Source organism: Rhizobium sp. NZLR8 (genome assembly GCF_019685025.1).
In the GTDB taxonomy this organism is placed as follows: domain Bacteria; phylum Pseudomonadota; class Alphaproteobacteria; order Rhizobiales; family Rhizobiaceae; genus Rhizobium.
The window spans coordinates 192,441-218,507 of record NZ_JABDVY010000001.1 but is presented as its reverse complement, the minus strand read 5'-3'; the positions used below and the strand labels follow the sequence as shown (position 1 = coordinate 218,507).

24 protein-coding genes and 1 pseudogene are annotated in these 26,067 nt (G+C 62.4%); 9 read left to right on the top strand and 16 right to left on the bottom strand.

The features are described 5' to 3' along the window. Positions 1-20: 20 nt before the first annotated feature. The 5 genes from HJB89_RS01040 (at position 21) to HJB89_RS01020 (ending at position 8,437) form a co-directional block, all read left to right on the top strand. A complete protein-coding gene (locus HJB89_RS01040; protein ID WP_207585364.1) occupies positions 21-1,637 on the top strand; it encodes a caspase family protein in 1,617 nt (538 codons plus the stop codon). Next, positions 1,634-4,195 carry a trypsin-like serine protease gene (locus HJB89_RS01035; protein ID WP_221148698.1) on the top strand — a complete coding sequence of 854 codons (2,562 nt, stop codon included), beginning with the start codon at positions 1,634-1,636 and terminating at the stop codon, positions 4,193-4,195. The genes HJB89_RS01040 and HJB89_RS01035 overlap by 4 nt, the downstream gene beginning before the upstream one ends. Positions 4,196-4,208: 13 nt before the next feature. Further along, positions 4,209-5,396 carry a serpin family protein gene (locus tag HJB89_RS01030; RefSeq protein WP_221148696.1) on the top strand — a complete coding sequence of 396 codons (1,188 nt, stop codon included), beginning with the start codon at positions 4,209-4,211 and terminating at the stop codon, positions 5,394-5,396. Between the two features lie 96 nt (positions 5,397-5,492). Continuing rightward, the gene (locus HJB89_RS01025; RefSeq protein ID WP_221115562.1) at positions 5,493-7,898 is read left to right on the top strand and encodes a protein kinase domain-containing protein; all 2,406 of its coding nucleotides are present in this window, start codon (positions 5,493-5,495) and stop codon (positions 7,896-7,898) included. Between the two features lie 227 nt (positions 7,899-8,125). Beyond that, positions 8,126-8,437: a DUF982 domain-containing protein gene (locus tag HJB89_RS01020; RefSeq protein WP_207585360.1), complete on the top strand. Its 312-nt coding sequence runs from the start codon at positions 8,126-8,128 to the stop codon at positions 8,435-8,437. Between the two features lie 144 nt (positions 8,438-8,581). Here HJB89_RS01020 and HJB89_RS01015 read toward each other — a convergent pair whose 3' ends face one another. The 6 genes and pseudogenes from HJB89_RS01015 to HJB89_RS00995 form a co-directional block, all read right to left on the bottom strand. Further along, positions 8,582-9,193 (bottom strand): ATP-dependent Clp protease proteolytic subunit, encoded by a 612-nt coding sequence (locus tag HJB89_RS01015; protein ID WP_207585359.1) that lies wholly within the window; start codon positions 9,191-9,193, stop codon positions 8,582-8,584. Between the two features lie 45 nt (positions 9,194-9,238). Next, positions 9,239-9,598: an SRPBCC domain-containing protein gene (locus HJB89_RS01010; RefSeq protein ID WP_207585358.1), complete on the bottom strand. Its 360-nt coding sequence runs from the start codon at positions 9,596-9,598 to the stop codon at positions 9,239-9,241. Further along, complete coding sequence (locus tag HJB89_RS33045; protein ID WP_246762890.1) at positions 9,595-9,909, bottom strand: helix-turn-helix transcriptional regulator; 315 nt, start codon at positions 9,907-9,909, stop codon at positions 9,595-9,597. The genes HJB89_RS01010 and HJB89_RS33045 overlap by 4 nt, the downstream gene beginning before the upstream one ends. A 75-nt stretch (positions 9,910-9,984) precedes the next feature. Then, positions 9,985-10,062, bottom strand: a pseudogene (locus tag HJB89_RS33040) (tautomerase family protein); the annotation flags it as partial. Positions 10,063-10,188: 126 nt separating this feature from the next. Beyond that, complete coding sequence (locus HJB89_RS01000; RefSeq protein ID WP_221148694.1) at positions 10,189-11,958, bottom strand: adenylate/guanylate cyclase domain-containing protein; 1,770 nt, start codon at positions 11,956-11,958, stop codon at positions 10,189-10,191. A gap of 338 nt (positions 11,959-12,296) precedes the next feature. Beyond that, positions 12,297-12,482, bottom strand: coding sequence for a 4-oxalocrotonate tautomerase (locus HJB89_RS00995; RefSeq protein WP_003594927.1), 186 nt, complete (start codon positions 12,480-12,482; stop codon positions 12,297-12,299). A 125-nt stretch (positions 12,483-12,607) separates the two neighbouring features. Between HJB89_RS00995 and HJB89_RS00990 the strand changes: the two genes are divergently transcribed. Next, the gene (locus HJB89_RS00990; RefSeq protein ID WP_207585355.1) at positions 12,608-13,492 is read left to right on the top strand and encodes a LysR family transcriptional regulator; all 885 of its coding nucleotides are present in this window, start codon (positions 12,608-12,610) and stop codon (positions 13,490-13,492) included. A 148-nt stretch (positions 13,493-13,640) separates the two neighbouring features. On the opposite strand, the gene HJB89_RS00985 is transcribed toward HJB89_RS00990, so the two are convergent. After that, entirely contained in the window at positions 13,641-13,823 is a 183-nt protein-coding gene (locus HJB89_RS00985) for a hypothetical protein (RefSeq protein ID WP_207585354.1), read from the bottom strand. Between the two features lie 287 nt (positions 13,824-14,110). Between HJB89_RS00985 and HJB89_RS00980 the strand changes: the two genes are divergently transcribed. After that, positions 14,111-14,557, top strand: coding sequence for a hypothetical protein (locus HJB89_RS00980; protein ID WP_207585353.1), 447 nt, complete (start codon positions 14,111-14,113; stop codon positions 14,555-14,557). 71 nt (positions 14,558-14,628) lie between these two features. Here HJB89_RS00980 and HJB89_RS00975 read toward each other — a convergent pair whose 3' ends face one another. Then, a complete protein-coding gene (locus HJB89_RS00975; RefSeq protein ID WP_207585637.1) occupies positions 14,629-15,399 on the bottom strand; it encodes an SDR family NAD(P)-dependent oxidoreductase in 771 nt (256 codons plus the stop codon). 246 nt (positions 15,400-15,645) lie between these two features. Then, entirely contained in the window at positions 15,646-16,539 is an 894-nt protein-coding gene (locus tag HJB89_RS00970) for a LysR family transcriptional regulator (protein WP_207585352.1), read from the bottom strand. A gap of 155 nt (positions 16,540-16,694) precedes the next feature. Between HJB89_RS00970 and HJB89_RS00965 the strand changes: the two genes are divergently transcribed. Then, a complete protein-coding gene (locus HJB89_RS00965) occupies positions 16,695-17,348 on the top strand; it encodes a hydrolase (RefSeq protein WP_207585351.1) in 654 nt (217 codons plus the stop codon). A 188-nt stretch (positions 17,349-17,536) separates the two neighbouring features. On the opposite strand, the gene HJB89_RS00960 is transcribed toward HJB89_RS00965, so the two are convergent. Beyond that, entirely contained in the window at positions 17,537-18,430 is an 894-nt protein-coding gene (locus HJB89_RS00960) for a LysR family transcriptional regulator (RefSeq protein ID WP_207585350.1), read from the bottom strand. A gap of 103 nt (positions 18,431-18,533) precedes the next feature. On the opposite strand from HJB89_RS00960, the gene HJB89_RS00955 reads away from it, so the two are divergent. Then, the gene (locus tag HJB89_RS00955; protein ID WP_207585349.1) at positions 18,534-19,403 is read left to right on the top strand and encodes an SDR family oxidoreductase; all 870 of its coding nucleotides are present in this window, start codon (positions 18,534-18,536) and stop codon (positions 19,401-19,403) included. Positions 19,404-19,505: 102 nt separating this feature from the next. On the opposite strand, the gene HJB89_RS00950 is transcribed toward HJB89_RS00955, so the two are convergent. From HJB89_RS00950 to HJB89_RS00925, 6 genes are all read right to left on the bottom strand, one after another. Further along, entirely contained in the window at positions 19,506-20,381 is an 876-nt protein-coding gene (locus HJB89_RS00950) for an FHA domain-containing protein (protein WP_207585348.1), read from the bottom strand. Positions 20,382-20,383: 2 nt separating this feature from the next. Beyond that, complete coding sequence (locus tag HJB89_RS00945) at positions 20,384-21,286, bottom strand: type II secretion system F family protein (protein ID WP_207585347.1); 903 nt, start codon at positions 21,284-21,286, stop codon at positions 20,384-20,386. Beyond that, positions 21,286-22,149, bottom strand: a complete 864-nt coding sequence (locus HJB89_RS00940; RefSeq protein ID WP_221115559.1) for a type II secretion system F family protein — start codon at positions 22,147-22,149, stop codon at positions 21,286-21,288. The genes HJB89_RS00945 and HJB89_RS00940 overlap by 1 nt, the downstream gene beginning before the upstream one ends. 134 nt (positions 22,150-22,283) lie before the next feature. Further along, positions 22,284-24,182: an ATPase, T2SS/T4P/T4SS family gene (locus tag HJB89_RS00935; protein ID WP_207585345.1), complete on the bottom strand. Its 1,899-nt coding sequence runs from the start codon at positions 24,180-24,182 to the stop codon at positions 22,284-22,286. A gap of 20 nt (positions 24,183-24,202) precedes the next feature. Continuing rightward, positions 24,203-25,141, bottom strand: a complete 939-nt coding sequence (locus HJB89_RS00930; RefSeq protein ID WP_207585344.1) for a Flp pilus assembly protein CpaB — start codon at positions 25,139-25,141, stop codon at positions 24,203-24,205. Beyond that, positions 25,138-26,067: a hypothetical protein gene (locus HJB89_RS00925; protein ID WP_207585343.1), complete on the bottom strand. Its 930-nt coding sequence runs from the start codon at positions 26,065-26,067 to the stop codon at positions 25,138-25,140. The genes HJB89_RS00930 and HJB89_RS00925 overlap by 4 nt, the downstream gene beginning before the upstream one ends.

Here is a 26,067-nt window from a genome sequence, read left to right as displayed (position 1 = left end):
GGGGCGAGGGGAGTTTGGCCATGTCCGCATCCGTTTCCATGGCCGCCGCATTTGCCCTCCTCAGCCTGGCGGCCACCAACAGCCTGGCAAGGACGATCGAAGCGCCCGATCGCGGCGCCGTCCGAGCCGTGCTGATCGGCATCGACCTCTACCGCAACGTTCCACCGCTGCATGGCGCCGTCGCCGATGCCGAGGATCTTTCGCTTTCGCTGCGCTCGGTCGGCGTCGAGGACATGACGCTGCTGAAGAACGGCGAGGCCGACCGCGAGGGCATCTTCCATGCGATCGAAGCCGTCACCGAGCGGGCAGGGGCCGGCGATCTCGTCGTGCTCGGCATCGCCGGCCACGGGTCGAGCGAGCCGGAGCGCGTCAAGGGCTCGAAGCCGAGCGGCCGCGACGAGGTCTATGTGCTCGCCGGCTTCGATACCCGGCTGCCGGGATCGCGCGAACGCATCTTCGGCGACGAATTCAAGGTGCTGATCCGCAACCTCGAGGCCAAGGGCGCCGATGTCGTCTTCATCGCCGATACCTGCCATGCCGGCGGCCTGACCCGCGATGTCGATCCGCGCGGCGCCGCGATCACCTGGCGCCAGGCGCCGTCCTATACGATCGAGGAGGACGATCTCGCGCCGATCTCGACGACGGCGGATGCGCTTTCCACCGGCTTCGATTTCAAACGGCTGACCTTCCTCGCCGCCGTCGACGACAACACCAAATCGCCGGAGATATCCATTCCCGGCATTCCGCAGAAACGCGGCGCGCTGAGTTATGCCACCGCCCGCGCCTTCGAAGGGGCGGCCGACCGCAACGGCGACGGCGCCGTCAGCCGCCGCGAACTCTTCGAATATGTGCGCCAGTCGGTCTATCAGTTCACCGATCAGCGACAGAACATTTTTACCGAAAGCCCGCCGGGAACCGATCTCGACCGCGCGGTGGTCTACCATTACGAAGGGGCGGGAACGACGACAGAAGTAGCGAAATCAAGCACTCCGCCGCCCGCCGAGCCCGCGCCGATCGGCGTTGCCGCCCTCGGCGCCGCACCGGTGCTGCAGGGCATTGGACCGGCCATCACGCCGTTCAAGCTGACAGAGGGTGCGAATGCCGACATTGTCTTCGATCCGGAAAAGCGCGAGGCGATTGCCGGCGGCGATGTCGTCGCCTCCGGCATCGGTGCCGGCGACATGCCTTTCGTCGTCGACCGGATGGCCGCGCTCGACACGCTGAAGCGGCTGTCGGAGGTTAATCCGCAGACCGTGCGCGTCACCCCGTCCGACACCGTCCATCGCGAGGGCGAGCGTGTCGGCGTCGCGATTTCCGATCTAGCGGGCCGCAAGCTGGTGCTCTTCGACGTCACCGGCGATGGCACCGTGCAGTTCCTCTATCCCGGCGAGAAGGATGGCGATGCGCAGATGCCGGCGAGCTTCGATCTCGATCTTTCCGTCGTCGCCCCGTTCGGCACCGATCTCTTGGTTGCCGTCACCTCGGAAAAGCCAATGCCCGAGCTCGTCGAGTTCCTGAAACAGAACGACAGGCGCCGCACCGCCGGCAACATCGCCAGGCGGCTCGGCGAATTCCTGCCCGAGGGCGCCCGCCTCGGATTTACGGTCCTCTATACCTCCGCCGGAGCCAAGCTATGAGCGCGTCGATCAGCAAGGTCCTGACTATTGCCTCCGTCATGCTGCTCCTGGCTGCGCCTGCGCTGGGCCAGCAGGATACCGATTTCGCCGGCGAGGATGGCGGCCGTGTCATCGGCGGCCAGGCTGCGAAGAAGGGCGAATGGCCCTGGCAGGTCAAGATCCTGGCGCCCGATCCCGAACAGCGCGGTCGCTTCGGCGGCCATTGCGGCGGCTCGCTGATTGCGCCGCGCTGGATCTTGACCGCCGCCCATTGCGTCACCAGCGGCCGCTCCGGCAAGCAGGATCTGTTCGCCCGCGACCTGTTGATCGTCGAGGGCAAGTCGAAGATCGACAAGGTCATATCCGTCGACGGACCGGATAAACCCGGCCTTGCCGTCGAAGACGTGGTCATCCATGAGGATTTCGACCGCAAGGTCTTTGCCAACGACATCGCCCTGATCAAGCTTGCCGAACCCGCCGTCTCCAGGCCTGCAGTCCTCGCCTCGGCGGGGGATGACGAGGTCGAGGCCGCCGGTCACATGGCTGTCGTCACAGGCTGGGGTTATACCAAGGCCGATCACGGCTGGGACGACAAATACCTGCCGACCGAGCTGCAGGAAGTCGAGCTGCCGATCGTTCCGCGCGAGGATTGCCGCGCCGCCTATCGCGACAGCTCGATGCGGATGAACCCGATCGACGAGCGCAATGTCTGCGCCGGTTATGCCGAAGGCGGCAAGGATGCCTGCCAGGGCGACAGCGGCGGCCCGCTGGTTGCGCAGCGCCCCGACAAGAGCTGGATCCAGCTCGGCATCGTCAGCTGGGGTGCCGGCTGCGCCGAGGCTAAACATTACGGCGTCTATACCCGCGTCGCCGCCTTCCGCGACTGGATCGCCGCCAAGACCGAGGGCGATGTGCCGAATGTCGAAGCTTCAGCCGCCGGCGATCAGGTCGCCTCGACCACCACCAGCGCCGGCGCTGGGACGAAGCTGAGACAGTCCGGCCAGAAACTCGCCAACCTCGCCATCACCACCCCTCCCGCCGGCGATAGCGCGCCTGCCGCCACGACCGAAACGCCAGACGCCCCCACCGGCGAACCCGCCGCCCAGCCGCCTGCAGTCCAGACACCCGCCGTCCAGCCGCCTGTGGTCCAGACGCCTGCTGCCCAAACACCCGTTGCTCAGGCGCCCGCGATCGAAAGCTCTTCCGGCGACCGCGTGCTGCTGATCGGCATCGACGATTATGAGATGCGCGAGGCGAAACTGACCGGTTCTGCCAGCGATGTGAAGTCGATGCAGCTCTTCCTCGTGAAGACGCTCGCCTACCGCCCGGAACAGATCCACACGCTGACCAACCGCAAGGCCAGCCGCGAGGCGATCCTTGCCGAAATCGACGACTGGCTGGTGCGCCAGTCGACACCTGGAAGCCGGGTCTTCCTTTATTTCAGTGGGCAAGGTTCCGAGGAAATGGGCGCCGAGGCGACGACCAGCCCGACGCTTGTTGCAGCCGACGCCAAGCTGGTGCGCGAGGCCGGCAAGGTAACGGTCACCAATCAGATCCGCGAAACCGAAATCGCCGCACGGCTGAACAGCCTCAAGGACCGCCGCGTCACGCTGCTGATCGATGCCTGCCATGTCGGGCCGGGCAGCCGCAGCGCGGTGGCGGCGCCAAGCGGCGGCAACGTCCGTTGCCTCGGTCCGGCGCTGGCTGCGCTCGAACCGCCGAACAAGTCCGGCACGGAAGCGAAATTCTCGTTCGGCGGCGAAAACGCCATGGTCTGGTCGGCGGTCAATTCAGGCCAATGGGCGCTCGTCGACCGCGAGGCCAAGCCGCCGGGCGGCGTCTTCACCCGCCGCTTCATCGAAGGCGTTGAGGATGGCGTGGCGCGCGCCGCCGACAAGCCGAATGTCAGCAATGCCGCCCTGCTTGATTATGTCCGGCGCAAATCCGACGAATATTGCCGAACCCATGCCGACGATTGCCGCTTCACGCCGGTCCCACAGTTTTATGGCCAGCCGGATGCGCTCGGCCGCGATGTCATCACCGGCGAGGAGGCAAAAACCCCGCTCGCCGCCGTCGAGAACACGCTGAAAAGCGACAATGAGGCCGGCGTTGCCGTCGACGTGTTGCCTGGCACCTCGGTCGGCATCGGCGACAAGGTGGCGATGCGGGTGTCGACCAAGAAGTCCGGCTATCTGATCCTGGTCGATATCGATGCCTCCGGCAAGCTGACGCAGCTTTACCCGAACAAGCGCTCGATGGGGCTGAAACCATCAGCCAAGAGCGGCGACAACCGGCTCGATCCGGCCCGGCCGGTCGTCGTGCCCGATGCGCGCAATCCCTATACCGGCTTCGAATATGTGGTGGAGGGACCTTCCGGCGTCGGCATGGTCGTCGCCATCCTCAGCGACAAGCCGATCGAAGTGCTCGACCTGCCGGATGTGCCGACCCCGCTGGTCGGCCAGCGCGCCGCCTTCAACTATGTCTACGACCTCGCCCGCAGCCTGAGGATCGTCGGCGACGACGAGACTGGCCGCCAAGGCAAATGGTCGTTCGATTCCAAATTCTATCGCATCCGCTGAAGAGGAGGGAAGCATGCCGAAATCCACGCTGCTGGCGGGTCTTGCCGCTTCCCTGCTGACGCTCGCCTCAGCCGCCCATGCCGACAACTCCGGCGACGGCAAATCGATGCTCGCCGCCCAGGCCGGGCTCGCCGCCGACCTGATCGACCGCACGCTGGCAAAGGAGGGTGCGGCTAATATCATGGTCTCGCCGGCAAGCCTTGCAGCAGCCCTCGGCCTTGCCAGCCTCGGCGCCTCCGCCGAAGGCAAGGCCGCAATCGCCAAAGGCCTCGGCTTCGGCAGCGAGGTGAAGGGGCCGGAGACGGTGCTTGACGCGATGTCACAGGAGAAGCCGGCCGCCGCGGATGCGTCTTTGGCGACGGCTGTTGCGATCGTCTTCGACGATAAGCTGGTGCTCGTCCCCGACGCGCTCTCGATGCTCGCCACCCACCGCATCAAGCCCTCGATCGAGGATCTCGACGGACCGGCATCGGTCGAGCACATCAACCTCTGGGTCAAAGAGACGACGCGCGGCGCCATTCCCGTCATGCTCGACGCGCCGCCCGGCGGCGGTTTCGTCAGCCTCGGCGCGCTGTCCTTCAAGGCGCGTTGGAAGACCTCTTTCGAACGGGAAAGCCCGGCGAGCCCCTTTCAGCGGCCGGACGGTTCGACGATTTCGGTGCCGATGATGCATCTTGCTGGCGATGGGCAGAAATTCCGCTTCGACGATAAATTTGCCGCCGTCGACCTTGCTTATGCCGGCGAAAGCTACAGCATGGTCGTGGTGGCGGCGCGCTCCGGCAAAGGTGTCGCCGGCGCCGACCTGAAGGCGCTTACCTCCTGGCTGCAGGGCGAAAAATTCGAAGCGGCCAAGGGTGAAATCTTCCTGCCCCGCTTTTCCCTGAACGACGGGCGTGATTTGATGCCGATACTGAATGCGATGGGACTGACGCCCGAAAAGGCCAAGCATGCCACCTTCCCGGGTTTCACCAAGGAAAACATTCGCTTGTCGCGCGTTCTTCAGAAGACGATGATCAAGGTTGACGAAAACGGCACGGAGGCGGCGGCAGCCACGGCAGCGATCACAGAACGCAGCATCGATCCCAAGCTCGTTCGCGTCGTCGCCGATGCCCGTTTTGCCTTCGCACTTCGCGATACGAAAAGCGGCCTGCTGCTGGCCGCCGGCCTGATCGGCGATCCGCTTCTGGAACAGGATGATTGAAGGCCGATTGGCCTGAAATCTGAATCCTGTTCTGCATGAAAGAGTCAGAGCATGGCCGGCGAATAGAAATGCCAATGATTGCAGGGGGACACGTGCATGAGAAGTGATCTGATCGCCCGCTACACGATCGGCGAGCCGGTCTATGAGAACGAGTTCATCGTCTATCCCGCCCAGGACAAGCGGATGGACCATGCGGTCTTTATCGTCGCCCCCGATGTGGCGTTAAAATTGGACAAGGCGCGTTTCGAGCGGGTCTGGACCTCCATCAACGAGGCCAAATCGCTGACCGCCCGCCGCTTCGTCGAAATCGAGGACCTCATCCCGCCGTCGCCGGAAGACGACAATTTTTATATCGTCGAGAAACGGCCGTCGAAGACGCTGCACCAATATCTCGACGAAACCGAAATGGTGGCCTACGAGCGCGCCGCCGAGATCGGCCGCCACATCCTCGAAGGCCTGGCGACGCTGCACGGCGCCGGTTATGCCCACAACGCGCTGACGGACCAGTGCATCTACGTCTCGGAGGATTATTCCGGCCTGTCGGTCCGGATCGGCAACCTGCACCTGATCTCGAAGATCGGCGAGCACATCATCCCGCCCTATGTGCCCGAATTCGGCGCGCCGGAGATCTATGCCAGCGGCACCTTCTCCGCCTCATCAGCTCTCGACATCTACGCAATGGGCATGATCGCCTACAAGCTTTTCCTGCCGCGGCAGACCTATAACAGCGTCTTCGATAGCGTCATGGTCTGGGAAGACGAACACCAGCGCGAGCAGAGTTGGAAGAACATCCATCTCGATCCTTCCAACATCTTTCCCCGCCTCGACGTGCTGATCCCCGGCTTTCCCGAGGGTCTGGCAAGCCTGATCGAGCGGATGCTGAGCCGCGACCCGGCCCAGCGGCCGCGCACCGGCGCCGATGCGCTCGGCGAATACACAAGGGTGACGACCGGCATCCAGCCGATGTCGTGGGATCCGCGCGGCGGCATGCAGCAGCAACAGGAGGCGCCGAAACCGAAAAAGTGGACGCCTGTCAAAATCTCCATGATCGCAGCCCTGCTGTTGATCTGCATCGGCGTCGGCGTCGTCACTATTCCGAAGCTGCTGCGCCCGGATCCGAAACTCGTTGCCGATGTCGGCGTCTGGAAGAAGGAGGCCGAAAGCCGCAAACAGCAGGCGATCGCCGCCAAGGCGCCGGAGCGGCCGGCCAGTGACCAGGCGAAGCTCTCCTATGACACCGGCGCCTCGGCACTGACCTCTGCCGATGCCCTGCTGAAGGATGAAGACTACGAAAAGGCCCTTCCGGGCTACCAGTCTGCCGCGATCAATCTCGGCAATGCGCTGATCGCCATCTCAAAGGAGAACGCCGAAAAGGCGAAAGCCGCCGCTTCGACTGCCGGCGGCGACAAGGCGCCGGCTTTTGCCGACGCCGATGCCAAGATGAAGGCTGCTGCCGACAGCGCTACGGCCAAGCAAATGCATGCGGCCGTCGACGGCTACGACGCATCGAAGACCGGTTTTAACGATCTCGCCAAGGCACTCACGGCGCTGACGGCGGCCGAAAAAGACGCGGCGGCGAAGCGCGAGACGGTCAATCGCATCGGCGCCGGCGATAGTCCGGATGTCGCCAAGGCGAGCGGGTTGATGACCGAGGCAAAGGCCAAGGCTGAACAATGGCAGATGCCGGCGGCGACATCAGGCTATGGCGACGCCGCCAAACTCCTTGCCGCCATCATCGCCGACGTCATGGCGTCGAAGGACGAGGCGACGGCGCTAAAGCAAAAGGTCGCCGATCTCAACGCCTCGATCACGACGCGCGCCGGTGCAGCCGATCCGACGCTTGCATCACTCGCGCCGAAGATCAGCGAGGCCGATGGCCGATATAGCGCCGAGGCCTATAAAATAGCGGTGGTCGCCTACAAACCGATCCTTGCCGATCTCGAGGCGCTGTCGGCGCGCGGCTTCTGCCCGGTTTCGCCGACCCTGGCCTTCGAGACTGTGCCGGCGGGAAGCTATTCGCTCGACAATGTGCGGCTGATGACCGCTTCGATGAAAGAGCTTGGCGGCATGCTCGGCGTTGCCAATGGCGCCGTCAAAGTCGAAAAATCCTTCTGCATGCAGGCGAAGGCCGTCACTCGCGCCGAGATGGCGGCATATTACACCGCCAATTCCGATCCCGCCTCAGCGCAGGCATACAGCGACAATCCGCAGCAGCCGGCCGACGACGTGCCGCTTGCCGTGGCTCAGACCTATACTGCCTGGTTGTCGAAGCAGCTGAACACGCCCGTTCACCTGCCGTCGGCAACCGAGTGGATGGCCAGTGCGACGAAGCTCGCGACGGAAAAACTGCCCGACAATGGCGACATCATCCTGCAATGGAGCGCCACCCCCTGCGAGGCCGGCGGCAATGTCGCCTTCATGGCGCAGGAGGGCTCGACCTTCGTCGTCTGCTCGGACGCTTCGGCCGGCGGCATTTTCAGGGTGACTGCGGAATTACGGTGAGTGAACCGGAGCGTCGAGATCGAAAAGGAAAAAATCCCGCATGCCTCCATCGGTGCAACACGTGTCGACGCAGCGCTTGAAAATAGGTCGCAGAGCGCCTTTTTTCTTCATTCGGCAGCCTCGCGCTCAAGCGGTACTCTTCACCAAATTTCAATTCCAACTTTCATAAAATGTGCGTATATTAGAGGTGGGGACTGCAGTATCCCCGCCTTGAGGGGTCGAGGACAATGTGCTGGAATACATCAGCAGCATTCACGCCGGTCGGTTTTGCTTTGCGGGGTCCGGCGTCTCGCAAGATCGTATGGACGCTGGGTGACGCGGCACGTCTCCTGATGAACGACTGGCCTTTCGATGACGGCGAGGAATATGTCGCTGCCGTGAAAGCCTGCGTCGACGCAATCAGCGGGAAAATTGCCCCGGAACAATTCCGGGAAGCGCTTCTGCGTGCGGCCGAAGAGGCGGGCATCGCGGCTCTCTGTCTCGTCCCGCAGGGCGTGGCAGCGCGACGACCGGACCTGCCGTCGAAGGCGCAAAGATAGTCCCAATTTCGAGAAGCTGACGCAGGTTTGCGCCACAAGCGATCATTGCTGGCATCGCGAAACTGTCTATTCTGCGGCGTTGCAAAAGACAGGAAAACAAGTGTCGCGTTAATCGGGATTTTTGCGACAACGGGGCCATATCCCTTACTGATCGGCCGGGGCTTCGCGGACCTGCATGATCTTGTCGATCAAGCCCCATTCCAATGCTTCTTGCGGCGTCATGAAGCGGTCGCGGTCCATGGCGCGTTCAAAATCCTCATAGGAGCGCCCGCAATGTTCCGCGTAGAGCCGTGTCATACGCTGCTTTGTTTTCAGGATTTCCTCGGCGTGAATTTGCATATCCGACGCCTGCCCCTGAAAGCCGCCTGATGGCTGGTGGATCAGGATGCTTGCATTTGGTAGGGTGGCCCGCTCGCCCGGCTCGCCCGCCATCAGTAGAAACGATCCCATAGAGCGGGCCGTACCCATGCAGAGCGTGTGAACCGGTGCGCGGATGTAGCGCATGGTGTCATACATGGCGAGGCCGCTGGTCACGACGCCGCCCGGCGAATTGATATAGAGGTTGATGGGCTTTTTGGGGTTTTCTGCTTCCAGAAACAGCAGCTGCGCGCAGACGAGGGCCGAAACGGTGTCGTTCACCTCGCCATTGAGAAAGATAATCCGCTCACGAAGAAGCCGGGAATAAATATCGAATGATCGTTCCCCCCGGCTGGACTGTTCTATGACCATAGGGACGAGCTGCATCGCTTCGCGCATCGGCGACCTCCAAACTTCCAGAGTTTTAGGGTGAGGCTCGCCGCGTCAGGCGGCGAGCATGAGGGGCGGGCTGTTGCTGTTTACGGCCGTCCTCGCCATTCGGTCGAATCTTGCATCCGTCAGTTCGTGGACGATCCGAAGGCAGGTTCCGCCCGTCGCGTTCGGTGTGATCGTGAACGTCACGGTGCTTTCAAGGAATGGTGGGCTGTCGTCGCGCAGCTTGTAGCGGACTTCTTGGCCGGGGGTGACGGCGATCGCATCGGGATCGGCCAATGCCTCCTTTGGCAACCACCTTTCCCGAAATTCGGGAACGGTGACAGCGCGCCAGACCTTTTGCGGCGGATCGCTCAAGTCAAATTCCTGCTCGACGCTGCTATCCTGCTCCTTGGTCTTCCCTTCGTTCATTGATCCATGTCCTTCAGCAAGACTTTGAGTGCTGCGATACGCTCCGGCCAATAGGCGCGGTATTTTGCGAGCCACTGGGCGATGAGAGCCAACCCATCGGGATCGACTTCGTAATTCACGAAACGCCCCTGTCGTTGTTCCCTCACGAGCTTTGCACTCCGCAGAACTGCAAGGTGTTGCGACATTGCCGGCTGGCTGATCTCCATGCCTTCACGCAAGGCGCTGGCGTTCATGCTCCCCGCCGCCAGCTTCTCGAAAATCGCGCGGCGGGTCGGGTCTGCCAGAGCTCGGAAAAAGTCATTCTCGATCATGCCAACACATAAGCACACACTTATCTGATTCGCAAGCCTGTTTTCGAGACGACTTTCTGGTGTCGCTGGCGGGCATGCCAGCGTTTCGACGGCGGCCTTGGTCGCTTCGCGGGCGAAGGCGCGTTTCTGATCGTCGGTTCGGCCGGGATGCATCTGCAGGTGAAGAATATGCATGTTTTCTCGATGTTCGTTCGCACAATCTGAGGCGAACCAGATACAAGGCGGCGTGCTCTAGAGCCGTACGGAAGCTGTGGGACGACTGCCGGCGATGGAATGCAATCACTCGGTGAGGCCAGCGTTGCGCAGTCCGTCCACAATGCGCTCGAAATCGGCAGGGTTCTTGTAGGGCAGCACTTTGCGCCTGTGCTCCAGGGAATAATCGGGATTGATCCGGAACACTTCCTCCCACTGCCCCCGCGCCTCCGCCAAGCAGCCCAAGTGACCATAGCTCGCCGCCAGCAACACACGTGAGATGTCGGTGGCTGGATTGCGGACTAGTCGTCGCTTCAGGAAGACAACGGCCTCCTCGTACCTGCCCAACTGGAACATCGCCTGCGCGTGGAAGTGCAGAAAAATGTCTGGATAATATGGATTCAGGGCCATCGCCCGCTCGAAGCAGACGAGGGCCTCGTCGGATCTGCCCGCATAGTGCAGCGCGTTTCCGAGGCTCTCGTGGCCCTCGACAAGATTGGGAGCAAGCGCGATCGCGCGTTCAGCCTCGCGGATGGCCACGTCAAGTCTTCGCAGGTACAAGTTGACGACGGCCAGCGCCCAATGTGCGTACGGATACCGATCGTCGAGCGCCACCGCCAGCGTCGCAGCCTCGGTCGCCTGTTCCAGCGATTTCGACGGCGATCGGCTCCACTGGTTAACGTAGGCCAGCCCGTGCGTGACGGCGAGGAAGGCGTGCGCCGGGGCGAATTTCGGGTCCAGATCGACGGCGCGCTGCAGCAATTGCCGGCCCTGAATGTTCTGCTCTCTCGTCAGCCGCCACATGTGTTCACGGCCCCGCAGGAAGCAGTCATAGGCTTCCAGATTTTGAGTTTGCTCGGTCGCGAGCCGCTGCTGGTCCCCGGCCGTCAGCTTGAGTTCCAGAGCGCCGACGATCTGCTGCGTGACGTCATCCTGCACTGCGAAGATATCGGTCAGGTCGCGATCGAAACGCTCCGCCCACTGATGCCCGCCGGTAGTGGCATCAATCAGCTGCGCGGTGATCCTCACCTTGTTGCCTGATTTGCGGACGCTTCCTTCCAGCACGTAGCGCACCTTGAGGCTGTCGCCCACTTCCTGCACGTTCACGTTCCGGCCCTTGAAGGTAAACGACGAGTTGCGAGCGATGACAAACAGCTGCGACAGCTTCGATAGAGCTGTGATGATATCTTCGGAGATGCCGTCAGCGAAGTACTCCTGCTCGGCATCGCCGCTCATGTTGACGAATGGCAGCACGGCAATCGAGAGGTCCAACGGCAATGCGGCCGGCGCAGGAGCAACGGCGGCGGTCACTCCTGGCTTTACCTCCGCGGCGGTGCCGACCTGGAGCGAATAGATCCGGATCGGCTCGGCAATGTTCTTGAGTTGCGTGTTGCCGAGATCGCTGACGGAGAGATCGAGTCTCGCCCTGACCTGGCGATAGGCGTCCTCGGACAGGCAAATAGCGCCGGGGGCCGCGATACCCTCGAGACGCGAGGCGATGTTGACGCCGTCGCCCATCAGGTCGCCATCGAATTCCTCTACTACGTCCCCCAGATGGATGCCGATCCGGAACTCGATGCGCCGATCCTGCTGAACGCCGGCGTTGCGCTCGACCATGCCGTTCTGCACCTCGATGGCGCAGCGCACGGCATCGACAACGCTGCGGAATTCGACCAGCGCTCCGTCACCAGTGCGCTTGATGACACGGCCGTTGTGCACTGCGATGGTTGGATCGATCAGGTCGCTGCGCAGTGCCCGCAACCTTGCCAGGGTGCGATCTTCGTCCTCGCTGGCGAGCCGGCTGTATCCAACTACGTCCGCGGCCAGAATTGCGGCCAGCTTGCGATTCTCGCTCATAGAGCCGTCCCCCATCTCCACGATAGCAGGAAGACAGAGACAGGGGAACTTCTGCCCAGGGCGATCTCGGCTGAGATCAAGTTCTCTGGTGCATCTGCGACCTACAGCGTGTTCGTCGACGATGTCTGCTTTCAGGCAGACTCCGCCATGGCTCAAATGCGCGGAAAGCCTAAGTCCGGGCGAAGCCAGGTGCCCCCAGCTTGCGGGCGGTGGATTCGCAGCAGCCAGTAAGTCAACCGGTCGCTCGACGCGGTCAACACGGGAGCCGCGTGCCGGCTCCCTGTCCAACAGCATGGCGGCGTCCCGCAGCTCGAGCCTTCGATGCTGCGGGACGTCTCTCAGGCCTCGGATTTCAGCTTGCCGCCTACCGCCCAGGAATCCTTGGCGATCTCCGTTATGAGGATTTCCACCGATTCCGGCGGGCATGCCAGCGTCTCGACGGCGGCCTTCGTCGCTTCCCGGGCGAAGGCGCGTTTCTGATCGTCAGTGCGGCCGGGATGCATCTGCAGATGAAGAATAGGCATGTTTTCTCCTTGGTCATGTTGGTTATATCAGTCGCCTTGGCTCGGGCGTGACCACTATCTTGCAAATGCTGAGGTTGATAAATAAGCTGCCGGTATCGTCATTCGAAACCAACAGGTAGGCAATCATGGACAAGCTGGCCGGCATGGCGATGTTTGTCAGGGTCATCGACAACGGCAGTTTCGCGGCCGCCGCGGAGATCGCGCAAGTGTCGCCTGCCATGGTCGCCAAGCACATCAAGACCATCGAGACCCGGCTCGGGGCGAAGCTGATCCATCGCACCACCCGACGCCATCAGCTCACAGAGGTTGGCCAGCTCTATTACGAGCGCTGCAAACGCGCGCTTTCCGAAGTGGCGCTGGCCGAGGCTTCGGCGAGCGAGCTGCAATCGGCGCCGCGCGGCCGGCTTCGGTTGGTGGCACCGGTCAGCTTCGGGACGCAGATCCTGGTGCCGGCGCTGATCGATTACCAGAACGCCTATCCCGACGTCAGCATCGAGCTGTCGCTCGACAACAATGTCCATGACCTCGTCGGCGAGGGGTTCGAGCTCGGCATCCACATCGGACCGTTATCCGACGACAGCCTGGTCGCCCGCCCGCTCACGCCCTACCGGCGGATTCTCGCTGCCGCGCCGGATTATCTCGCCCGCCATGGCCGGCCGGCCTCGCCTGAGGCTCTGACGAACCATCTCTGCCTCGGCCACTCCTATTGGCGCATGCAGGATCGCTGGCACCTGGTCGGGCCGGGAGGCGAAATGCGTGACGTGTTGATTTCCGGAAAATTCTCCACCAACCAGGGGGCAGCACTTCGCATGGCAGCGCTCAGCGGCGCGGGAATTGTGCTTCAGCCGGAACTGCTGCTCGCCGCTGATATCGTCGAAGGACGGCTTGAGCAGGTGCTGCCGGAATGGTCCTACAAGCCCGTTCCGATGTCCCTCGTCTATCCGCCGAACCGCCGGCCGACAGCGATGTTGCGGACGGTGATCGATTTCCTGGTGGAACGGTTTGGCTAGCGACACTCGGGACGCCAACGGTCGCTACTTAGCGGACGCGTATAAGCTCGCGCTCGCAGTCTACAGTAACCGGTGTTCCAGTCCCACTTTGCTTGAATTGTTCTTGAAGTAGAATGGCGCGAAAATAGGCCACGTGGAGTCGCCCGGTTTATTTATCGGATACGTCATAGGAGCTGTAGAAGCTCGGGTCCTTATCAAACACGTCGTAGTTATCGGCCGATTTCGTGGTCGACTTGTTGGTGACCTTGCGACGAAAAGCAAAGAGAAAAACCGCTGCCAATAAGGCGATGCCTAATGCCACCCCGATAAGAGCCGAAACTATCATCGTCATGATCCACTCCTCCGATACGAGGACAGTAAGGCACACTCCTTAAAAGACAACTTATCGCTGAAGGAGTTTAGGCATGCGATAGAGTTCGGCGATCCGCCTTCTTCCAACCGGCGCTGGCCGGCGCGAGATGTCGCTAAGTTTCGGGATATCGCCTAACAGCCCCACAACCCGATAGATGGATTATTAACTTCGAAATTAACTCAGGCGTGCAAGCCCATGGCAGCGGAGCCAGTTGATCGTATGATTGCCGCAATTGTCGAAGGTCGGTTTAGCTTGGGAGCGGACCCGTGCGTGTTCGCATTATCTGTGTTCTGATCCTCTCAATCGCCTTTGCGCGCTTCATGCCTGTGGTGATGGAGTTTGGCCGGGCGCTTTACGTAGACGACGACTTCGGAGCACCCGCTTCACCTGACCTCGTCTTCATCGCCATGTCGGTCATCCCAGGTATTCTCGCGGCAGCGGGCCTCTGGCTGGCGGATGTCCGGCAGCGCAGGTTACCGCTGCTCGCCTTGCCGCTCGGCATCATCATGTCGATCGGTGTGGGTTATGGCAGCACATTCTTCGCATTTCGCTACGCGACGGCCCGCTACGACATCCTGACCAACGACTGCTATTACACAAACGCCCTGGCTTTTCAGGGTAGGACTGGCGTCTTCATCTCATGGGGTGGACGAACGGCTTTTCATCCACTCGAAAAAGTTCGATCGATGATTCTTGTACCAGCCGGAGCCTAGTCAGCATGGCCAGCGGGACGCGATGAACCACCTCTATGTCAGATTGTCCGAGGCGTGCAGCAGCCTCGGCCTCATGCGACGGACCATCCACCGTCCACCAGCAGGTTGGCACCGGTGATCAGGCTCGAAGCCGGCGATGCCAGGAAGACGACGGCACCCACCACATCATCGGTTTCACCGATCCGGCCGAGTGGAATGTGACCGAGCGTCGCTTTGCGATTGTCGGCATCGGATAGAAAAGGTGCTGTACCATCCGTGTGGATGAACGTCGGCGATACGGTGTTCACGGTGACATTATAGGCTGCCCATTCGGCTGCAAGGCAGCGCGTGAGGTGATTGATTGCCGCCTTGCTCATGCAATAGATTGCCTCGCCGCGCAGCGCCACGGTGCCGGCCTGTGAGCTGATGTTGATGATCCGGCCCCCATTGCGCTTGATCATGTGACGCCCCACTGCCTGCGTCATCAGAAAGGTGCCCTTAATGTTGACATCGAGGATCTCGTCAAGGTCCTTCTCCTCGACGAGTTCCGCGAGATTGCCGGGAGCCACGCCGACATTGTTGATGAGCACGTCGACCCGACCGAATGTAGCAAGCGCTGCATCGACGGCTTGTGCGATATGGGCCTTGTTGGGAATGTCCAGTTCAACAGTGATGACTTTTCGTCCCGTCCCCTCGAGTTCGGCCACCAGGCCTGCCGACGCTGCGACATCGCGGACCCCCAAAACAATATCGGAGCCTGCTGCGGCACAGGCAAGCGCGCAAGCTCGACCGATGCCACGGCTCGCTCCCGTCACCAAAGTCACCTTGCCCTCAAGGCTGAAGTCCGGCGCTTTCTTCTGCATCATGGTGCCTCCCTCGATGAAATCAATTTATGGCAGGGTCGGCGGGCGGATGCCAGAAATTCCACGCATTCTGAGGAGCGTCCCTTTGGCACGCGTCAGGTCTGCTTCGGGCCGGCAGCATCCGAAACCCGTCACACAAGCGGTCATTGAGGGATCGCTGCGCGCATACTCGCCCGAGGCGCTGGCGAACCTCGCCAAGCCCTGACATCGGATGAGACCGTGCCCGGCCTCCGCGCCCTTCGGGGGTTAGCGATCGAAGCCCGCTGGCTGCGGGGCCTGTTCGAAACACTCGATCAGCATTTCGGAGAGGACCCGTACCTTGCGGGCGGGATGCTGGCCCGGCGGGCGGATGACGTAGATGCCTGCCGGAGGCGGAGGATAGCGTGTCATGACCGGAACCAGCGCGCCGGAGGCCACGTATTGATGGGTGATGCCGTCGGGGATCCAGGCGATGCCGAGCCCTGCCAATGCGGCGGCGGCAAGTGCCGTGGCGTTGTCCGCCTTGAATCGCCCCCGCGGATGAACCGTGACGATCCTGTCGCCATCCATGAATTGCCAGGTTTCCGTTCCCTGCATGAGGGCCTGATGGGCGGCGAGGTCCTCCGGCCTCGCAGGTGAACCATTGCCTTTGATATAGTCCGGGCTCGCGACGAGCTTGCCATAAATCGGTCCGACGCGCTTTGCGATCAGGTTGGAGTCCGGAAGGAAACCAACCCGGATCGCACAATCGAAACCCTCTGCAATGAGATCGACGAAGCGATCGCTGTAGGAGGTGTCGATGTGAAGCTGGGGGTGGCGTCGCGCCATGTCCGCGAGCACGGGCGCGAAGTGGGTCGGGCCGAAGGAAAGCGGCAGTGCAACTCTCAGGCGGCCGCAAAGGTCACCGGCGGGCAGGATCGTCTCCCTGGCCGCGTCGATCTCGGCGCAGACCCTGGCCGCGTAGTCCCGAAACGTGATCCCGGCCTCGGTGAGCGCCGCGCCGCGGGTGGTTCGTGCAAGAAGCTGGACGCCGAGATCCGCTTCAAGCCGGACGAGCCGCCGGCTGACGATTGACTTGGAGATGCCGAGCCGGCGCGCGGCTGATGTAACGCCACCCGCATCCGCAACTTCCACGAATGTCCTGAGCTCTTCAATATCCACTTCGGCGTTCCCCATTTCGCAACACAGCTTGGCACGAGAGAGCACTACCGTATCGCAAATGGGAATGACAGTGTCCGTTTCGGAGGCAGCGCCGCTGCTGGCGCGTGTCACCCGGCATACCAACCTCCCACACAACGGCAGCAGAGGATGTATTCATGACTTTTCGCAATGGCCTTGCTTCGCTTCTTCGTCCCGAGGATTCGGTCCTCGTTCTGATCGATCACCAGCCTTACCAGCTCGCGAATGTGAACAGCCACGAGCCGCAGATGGTGATCAACAATACGACGGGGCTGGCGAAGGCCGCCAAGGCCTTCGGTGTTCCGACAATCCTGACCACGGTGATCGCCGCGCGAGGCGGTCTCCTCTTCCCCCAGATCACGGATGTGTTTCCTGGTCAGGAGGTGATCGACCGGACGTTCATCAATACCTGGGAGGATCGCAAAGTGGTGGACGCGGTCAAGGCGACCGGCCGCAAGCAGCTGATCATTGCCGGTCTGTGGACCGAGGTCTGCGTCGCGATGCCGACGATCCAGGCCCTCGGCGAAGGCTGGGATGTGACTGTCATCACCGACGCGTCCGGCGCTGTATCGGTCGAAGCCCATGAGGTCGCCATCCAGCGCATGATCGCGGCTGGCGCAAACATGATGACGTGGATGGCACTGGCGTCCGAATGGCAGCGCGACTGGGCCCGGACCGACCAGGCCGCCGCCTTGACCGAGGTGATTACCCAGCATGCCGGCGGTAGCGGGATCGCATTCCTGTGGGAACAGCAACTGCTCAACACGCCGGTGCCGAACGCTGCAGGCTGATCCGAGCGGGGATGACGACAATCCTGACCGAGGCGTTGCGAAAGCGCGTCGTCTATCGGCTCGTCATCCCCTTCAACGAGACGCGAAGGGTGCGATGTCTCGTTCGGGCGGTCGATGGTCATGATGTTGCTCACACACAAGAGAGAGCTAACCTTTTCATGCACTCGGTCGCTTCGAGAGATCAGAACCTATCCCTCGACATAGGCTGCCAGCTCTTCCGCCGTACCCATGGGAAAGGCCACTTTCAAATAGTCGAGGAAGGCGGACACACGCGCGCTGAGTAGCCGTCGCGATGGATAGAGAGCCCAGAGCCGCGTTTCAGGCCCATCGACATCTCCCCAACGGACCAGTGTGCCGGCAGCAAGATCACGGCTGACCAGGGATACAGGAAGACGCGCCGCGCCGATGCCCATCCGGACGGCATCTCGGACCATGGTCAGCGAAGATAGGCAAAGAACTGGATCAACGACAATCTTGGATTGCCCGGTCGGCGTCATCATCGTCCAGGACCCGCCTTGATCCAGCGAGCCGCGGACGACCACGGGCACCACTGCCCCCTTCGCCGGGTGCGGAACGCTCGGGCTTGCTACAATCACCAGTCCATCACGCAGGAAAACCCGTCCGACAAGGCTCTCATCCGGGTCTGGATTGACACGGATCACCACGTCGTATCCTTCCTCCACCATGTCGACGGCTCGGTCCTCTGTCGTGATCTCCAGGCGGACCTCCGGATATCTAAGGGCGAATCCCGCGGCCAGTTTGCCCATCGCCGTCTGGGAAAACAGCAATGGTGCACTGATCCGCAACCTGCCCCGCGGGCTGTTGCCGCCGAATGCGATGGCTGCGGCCGTTTCGTCGAGTTCCGTCAGCAGCGCGCCAGCCCTCTCATGAAGCGCTCGCCCCTCCTCCGTCAGCTTGAGCATACGCGCACCGCGCTCGAATAGCCGGAGCCCGAGGCTGGCTTCGAGTTCCGCTACCCGGCGCGAGAGCGTGGCTTTGGGACGGCCGGCAGCGCGTGCGGCGCGGCCGAAGCCGCCGTGGCGGGCGACGGTGACGAAATCGGCGAGGGCAAGCAAATCCATCTGTTCCATCCATGAGACGCGGCGTCCAGATTCAGCGTCTATTGGATCATCTGTGAGCCATCCATATCCGGGTTGTCAACAATGACTACCCCGGAGAAATCACATGACTATCCTTGTTACAGGCGCAACCGGCCGCGTGGGCCGCCAGGTTGTCAGCCAACTTCTCAAGCGCAAAGCCTCGGTTCGCGTTCTCGTCCGCGATCCCTCAAAGGCCAACCTCCCGGCCGACGTGGAGGTCGTGCAGGGCGACATGCTCGACATCGACGCATTGCGCGCCGCCTTCGACGGCATCAGAACGCTCTTCCTTCTGAACGCGGTGGCGGGCGACGAATTTACGCAAGCGCTCATCGCTCTCAACATTGCGCGCGAGTCAGGCGTCGAGCGTGTCGTCTACCTGTCCGTCATCCATAGCGAGCGGTTCGTGAACGTGCCCCACTTCGCGGTGAAGTCGGGTGCCGAACGGATGATCGAAGCGATGGGTTTTAGCGCCACTATCTTGCGTCCGGCCTACTTCATCGACAATGAGCTCATGATCAAAGACGTCATCTTCAATCATGGCGTCTATCCGATGCCGATTGGCAGCAAGGGGGTGGCCATGGTCGACACCCGAGACATCGCCGAGGTCGCGGCGATCGAGCTGATCCGGCGGGATCGAGCACCCGGCAAGCTGCCGGTCGAGACCATCAACCTGGTTGGCCCGAATACGCTGACCGGCTCGGACCTCGCCGCCATCTGGTCGGAGGTCCTGGGTCGCCCGGTCATCTATGGCGGCGACGACCCCACGGCGTTCGAGCAGAATCTCGCCACCTTCATGCCGAAATGGATGGCCTACGAGATGAGGCTGATGGCCGAACGCTATGTCAGCGACGGCATGGTGCCGGAAGCGGGCGATGTCGAGCGTCTCACTCAACTGCTGGGACGCCCGCTCCATAGCTATCGCGCCTTCGCTTCCGACCTCGTCGCGTCAGCCTGAACTCTCTTACGTCCAACGTCCCGAACAAAGAGCAATTCCAGCAAAAATGCGTAGCGGTTTCGCGTTCTATCTCTTTGTTTTCACGCAATTCCGGACCTGCGATCAACGCTTGGCAGGCGGCTTCACGGCCGCTCGCCGCTGCAGCGCAAAACGCGCCGCCGAGCAGTTAATGTCGGGCACGAGATCATAGGTCTGCTGGTAGAGGCTCAGCGCCAGCGTTTTGTTGCCGCGGGTTTCCGAGGCAAGGGCGGCAATTGCGGTGCGTTTGTAGGCCTCGACGATCGGCTCGGCGGCCTTTGCCAGCGCCGCGTCGTCCGACGGTTCGGCCGCCAGCGAAAGGGCAGCATAGGTTGCATCGCCATCGCGGCCGACACGGCCGCCGACGGCGCCGTTGAAGCTTGGTTCGGAGACCTGGCGCATGCGCCGGGCGTTCTTGATGCAGGTCGGGATGCGGGCGGCCTCGGCGTTGATACGCTCGGCGGTCGGTCCGCCCTCGGTGCTGCCGCTATCGGACAGGATCACGTAGCCGATGATGCCGACGATGGCGAGATAGACGACACCCATGCCGGCGAGGAAAGCCGGCTGCTTGAGCAGCGGCTTCTTCGGCTTGTCGTCACCAGTCTTGGATGCCTCCTTCTTCGGCGCCTCCTTGGCCGGCGCCTTCTCCAGAAACTGGAATTCGACATCCTTGCCGAGGCGGAAGCTGTCGCCTGTCTTCAGCGAGGCAGTCTGCAAGAGGGCTTCGCCGCGCAGCATAATCGGGTTCAGCCCCATGCGGCGAATGATGAAGCCGCCGTCGTTCTGTTTTTCGATGCGCGCATGGATCGGCGCCAGAAACGGATCGTCGACGACGATATCGGCATTCGAAGCCCGGCCGATCGACATCTCAGGCCGGTCGAGCACATGGCTGCGGCTCTGGCCGCCGGGTCCGGTCTGCAGAAGGCTGGGTTTGTTTCCGCGAAAGAAGGAAAAGGCCATGATCAGAACATCCCACTCGACATCATCTCGACAATTGCCGGCGCCAGCACCAGAAGCAGGATCGACACGACGATCATCATCGCCGGCATGACGATCTTGGCTTTCAGCTTTTCACTGGCCCTGTCGGCCTTTTCCCAGCGGCGGAAGCGCAGGTCGCGCGCATGTTCGCGCAGAAGCTCGACGCGGTTGCTGCCCTCGACCTCGCCCTGGATCACCGCACGGATGACGCGGATGACCTCCTCGGCAGTCATGCGCCGCTCCAGGCGCTGCAGCGCCTCGACCATGCCGGTGCCGAGCGCCACGTCCTTCAGCGTCTGATCGATCTCTTCGCTCATCACCGTGCCGGGTGCCGCCTCGGCATAAAGCCGCAGGCTTTCCGGCAGGGTCGCCTGCGCCTGCTGCGTCATGACGACGAGATCGAGGAAATAGGGAAATTCGCGCGAAATGCGTTCCTTGCGATCCTGCATCTTGTCGTCGGCGACCACCCAGAAATAGATGGCGGGGATCAGCCCGAGGATCAGACCGGCGACCAGGCCGCCGATGATGCTGCCGCTGGCAATGCCGAACAGCACGCCGAGCAGGACGAAGCCGAAGAGGCTGAGGACAACGAGAAGCGCGATATATTCCCGCCCGGTGACGCCGCCGAACGGCCGGCCGCCATAGATCAGCTTCTGCTCGAGCTGGACGCCGTAATCTTCCAGCAGCGGCTCGAAGTGCAGCAGCACGAATTCGACCGGCGTGCGCATGCCGATGCTGTCGACGATATTCGGCGGCGGGCCATCGCCGCCGCGGGATCGGCGCACCACCTGGATGCTGCCGAGCAGATCGCCGATCCACCAGACGAAGAGGGCCGCGGTAATGCCGGCAAAAACCACCGCAATCGGGGCGAGAGGAATTTGAGACATCAGACCGACACCTTCATCATCGAGCGCATCCAGAAGAAGCCGGTGGCATAGAGAATGGCGCCGACGATCGCGATGACGATGCCGATGGCGTTGCCGAACACCTTGTCGATCAATTCAGGCTGCCCGAAGAAGATCATCAGGATCATGAACAGCGCGCCGCCGTTGACGACGCGGAAATTCATGCGCGCCTGCGACGACGAGGTGGTGATCTTCTGATCGAGCTTCCAGATTTCCTTGAAGGATTTCGACATTTCGGTCAGCGGCTCGGAAATATCGCCGCCTTGGCGGGCAAACAGACCGAGGGCCGCATCGACCATCTTGAAGTGCAGGCTCGGCACGGTGCGGGCGTGGCGGTCGAGCGCCTCGACCAGGCCGATGCCGAGCTTCTGTTCGCGGGCGATGCGCTCGAATTCGCGCGAGGCCGGCATCTGGCCGGTATCGGCCACCGCATTGACGGCCACGGCGAGCGGCTTGCCGGTGCGCACCGCCGAGACGATCTGGTCGACGGCATAGGGAAGCTGCGATTCGATCTGCAGCCAGCGCCGGTGCAGGAAGTGGCGGATCACCGCCTTAGGCAGGAACAAGGCGACCGGGATGGCAACGACGATGCCGAAGATCGGCCCGAAGATCAGCGAGACGACGATGAAGACGACGATCGCCGTGATGGCGTAGGCAAGGATCATCGTATACGGCGGAACGGCATCACGCCCAAAGACCTGTGCTGCCTCGCTGGCCAGCGCAATATCACGTTCGGTGGCGCGCAGCAGCGGCGCCGGCCAGTGCACCGGCGCGCCCCAGACGAGCAGCCCCGCCGTCACCGCGCCAAGGGCGACCGTAAAAATCTGCAGAATGCTGATATACATTGCTTCCCCCTCAGAGCAATTCCAGGAAAAGTGCGAAGCGGTTTTCCCAGGCAAACCGCAAAGCCCTTTTGCCGGGAATTGCGTAAAAACAAAAGCTTAGAGCGGTTCTGCGCTTCCGCAAAACCTGAACCGCTCTAAACGAACATATCGAGTTTTTCGATTTCGCCGTCTTCCCCGAACTCGACGAGTTCGGCGACGAAGCTCGGCAGGTAGCCTGTAAAGGCATGCACCGCCTGGCCGCCGGCGCGGCCGACCAGATGGAAGATCGGCTCGACGATGACCAGACCGGTATCCGGATCGATGCCGATCACCTCGGAAATCTCGGTCACCGCACGCCGGCCATTCGCCAGACGGTTGAGCTGGACGACGAGTTCGACGGCGGCGACGATCTGCTGGCGGATCGCCATGACCGGCAGCGAGCTCTGACCCTGCAGCACCATCACCTCAAGCCGGGTCATCATGTCCTGCGGCGTATTGGCATGCGCCGTCGTCATCGAGCCGGCATGGCCGGTGTTCATCGCCTGCAGCATGTCGATCGCCTCGGCACCCCGGCACTCGCCGACGATGATGCGGTCGGGGCGCATGCGCAGCGCGTTGCGCACCAGGTCGCGGATGGTAACGCTGGTTTCGGATTCCGCCGTCTTCGGCCGCGATTGCAGATAGACCACATGGATGCCGTCGAGCTGCAGTTCCGACGTGTCCTCGACGGCAACGACGCGTTCGCCGATCGGGATGAACTGCGACAGGCTGTTCAACAGCGTCGTCTTGCCGGAGCCGGTGCCGCCGGAGACGACGATGTTCTTGCGCGAGCGGACGGCCGCCTCAAGAAAGGCGCGCATCGGCTCGCTGAGCGCGCCGGCGGTAACCAGCTTGCTGATATCGAGACGCGACTTGCCGCCGAACTTGCGGATGGTCAGGCAGGCGCCCTTGACCGCCAGCGGCGGGATCACGGCGTTGACGCGCGATCCATCCGGCATGCGGAAGTCGGCCATCGCCTCGCTCTCGTTGATCGAGCGGTTGGAATCGACGGCGATGCGCTCGATCACCTTCATCAACTGCCGCTCATTGGCAAAGGCGAAGGGATACCGTTCCAGCAGGCCGAATTTTTCGACATAGATCTCGTCATAACGCGTCACCATGATTTCCGAGATGACGTCGAGATCCATCAGCTCCGAGATCGTCCCCCAGCGGTACATCAGCTCCTCGATATTGGAGCGCAGATGCATATGGGCGATCTCGTAGCGGTCGCCGGCGTTGAAGAGGGCCTGGCGGGACTGGAAGGCGGCGCTGAACCGCGTGTCGAGCTGGGCGAAGTCGGCGCGGGTGGATTCGAAATTCAGCTTCAGCTGCAGCGCCGAGATCAGCGCCTTGCCGACGTCGAACAGCCGGCGATTGTCCTGCTCCTCGCGCGATAGGCTTGCGGCATTCGACGAAGCATCGCGCCGCCCGGTGCGGGCAATGCGTTTTGCCAGCCACCGATAGACGGCGTTCTTGATGACGAGGATGACCAGATCCTGCGGCGCACTGTCGAGCGCCTCCTTGATGAACATGTCGAGCCGTTCGCGGATGCGGTTTCGCGTGTCCTCGCGGCCGAAATCGGAGGATTTCACCAGCCGGTCATATTGCGTGTCTTTTAGCAATCGCTCATGGACTTCCATCTGCAGCGCCAGCACCCGCTCCTGGTCCGGAAACTGCGTCACGACTTCGGCGGCCGCGGTCGGCTCGACGAGTTCGATCGTGACGTTCGGCACCCAGATCGACATGCCGGCCGAGATCGCAACCGGCGTGCCGGCCCGAAGCGGCTGGTCGTCGACACGCGTCGGATTGCGGCCGTGATGCTGCACCGACCAGCCCTGACCGGACTTGCGCAGCACGAATTGCGGCGAAGAGACGTGGCTGCCGCGCAGCCGCACGACCCCGGCGCCGGCCGGCAGCGTCAGCGTGCTGCTTTCGCCGACGAAATAGGTCTCATTCGAAGAAAGCGGGATCACCTCCCGGCCGCTGCCATCCTCATAGGAAATCTTCAACAGCATGGCTCACTCCTCCGCGACGGTCACATACGCGTCCAGTTGATGCTCGGCAGTTCCTCGACGGTATTGTCGGCGGGATTGCGCAGCACGAGGTTCAGACTGCCGTTCGACTGGCCCATGGCAAAAATCAGCATTTCGGCTTCCGACGGTGTCACTTCGACGGTCACGTTATTGTACGTGCTGTTGGCCTTGGTAATGGCACCTTCCGCCGTCGTCGCCGCGCCGACGGCCAGCACTTTGACATTCTGCAGGAAGGTGCGGGTGACGACGCGGGTGCGCGAGCTCATGCCGAGTTTATAGTCTTGCGCCTGTTTGCGGTAGGCGTTGACGTCATTCTCGTCGGCCCCTGGATATTGGTTGAGATAGTTCTTCAGCATCTGCTCGGCCGGCGACTGCGGCTGGGCCGGAGCCTGCGGCTGTCCGGCCACAGTCGGGGCTTGTCCGGGCGCGGCAGGCGCCTGGCCGGGGGTTCCCGGCTGGGCTGCAGCGGCAGGTGCGACGGGTTCGACCGGTTCATCGACCGTGCCGAGGATATCGACATAGCTGCCCGGCTCGACGAAGTGGCCGACGGCTGCGGCCGCATTGACGGGAAGGGTGAGCGCCCGCTTGCCGGGCGCGATCATCGTCGTCAGGCGTCCGCCGTCATTATCGTCGAAATACTGGAACAGCAGCACCGAGCCGGCGGGAATGTCGGCGGCGGCCGTCCTGTCCTTCAGCCATTCCTGGTAAGCGCTGGCCGCGGGAACCGCGAGCTTGGCGAGCGCCCCGAAGCTTTCCGGCAGCATGACCGGTTCGGCGAGCATGTCGGGCGTGATCGCTTGACCTCGCGTCACCTTCCTGTCGGGCTGGAGCCGCATGAAGGCATAGGCTACCTGCTCGTTCTTGACGCTCTCGGTCCAGAAGTAGAGCAGAACGCCGGTGATGAGCCCGACGATGACAGCCGCGATGAGCTTCCAGTTCATGGTGTTGTTCCTTCGAGGAAGGGTTGCCTGATTTGAATGACCTCGACGGTCCGGCCGTCGGTCTTGCTGCTGGTGTAGAGAACATTGGCCTCGACGCTGCCGCGCCGGCCATAAAGGGCGGTGACCCCGCCGCGCTCAGCCGGCGGCGCCTCGATGGTGAAGCCGTCACGGGCCAGCAGCTCGGCGCGCGCATCGGCCCAGCGTACGGCCGATAGCCGGCCTTTCGACACGACCGTGCGCGACGTGTGGCCCTTGTCGCGGTCGCCGATATCGCTCAGCACCTCGACGCCGGCCGGCGGACGCAGCGACGGCGGCAGCTTGCTGACATCGGCCGAAGCCGCGAAGGCCGGCAGGGACGAAGCGACGTCCTCGAAGCGGCTCATCAGCACCTCTGTCACCGGCGCATCGGCGGGCCGGCGGATCATGATCGAGACGCCGGGGATCGGTGCTCTCGCCGAGGGATTTGCCGGGTCCTGCCGTCTGAGATAATCGAGGGCTGCCTCGCCGTCGCCGTCGAAGAACCGAACCACCACGGCGAGATCGTCTCGGATGCGGCTGGTCTTCGGGACGATCAGCATGTTGGCGGCAATGACCGCGGTCAGTTCTTGGCTGTCGTTGCTTTTCGGCAGGGCAGGCCGGGTATTGACGGCCAGCACCCGCAGCCATTCGTCGGTGATATCGGAAATGCTGCGATCGCTCTGATAGGGCGTGAATTCGAGCGGCTGGCCGTTGATGACGAGATCGCGCGGCGAACGTTCCGGTGCGCCGAGAATGCCGGCCAGCATCGAATTCAGCGTCGCCCGGAAATCCTTGTAGACCTCCGCATGGCCTGGTTTGGCCACGACCATGGCAGCGAGCCCGATGACGAGCGCCAAACCAGTGAGATGACCGGCGAAACGGATGGAGATGCGCGCTCCCTGTCTCAT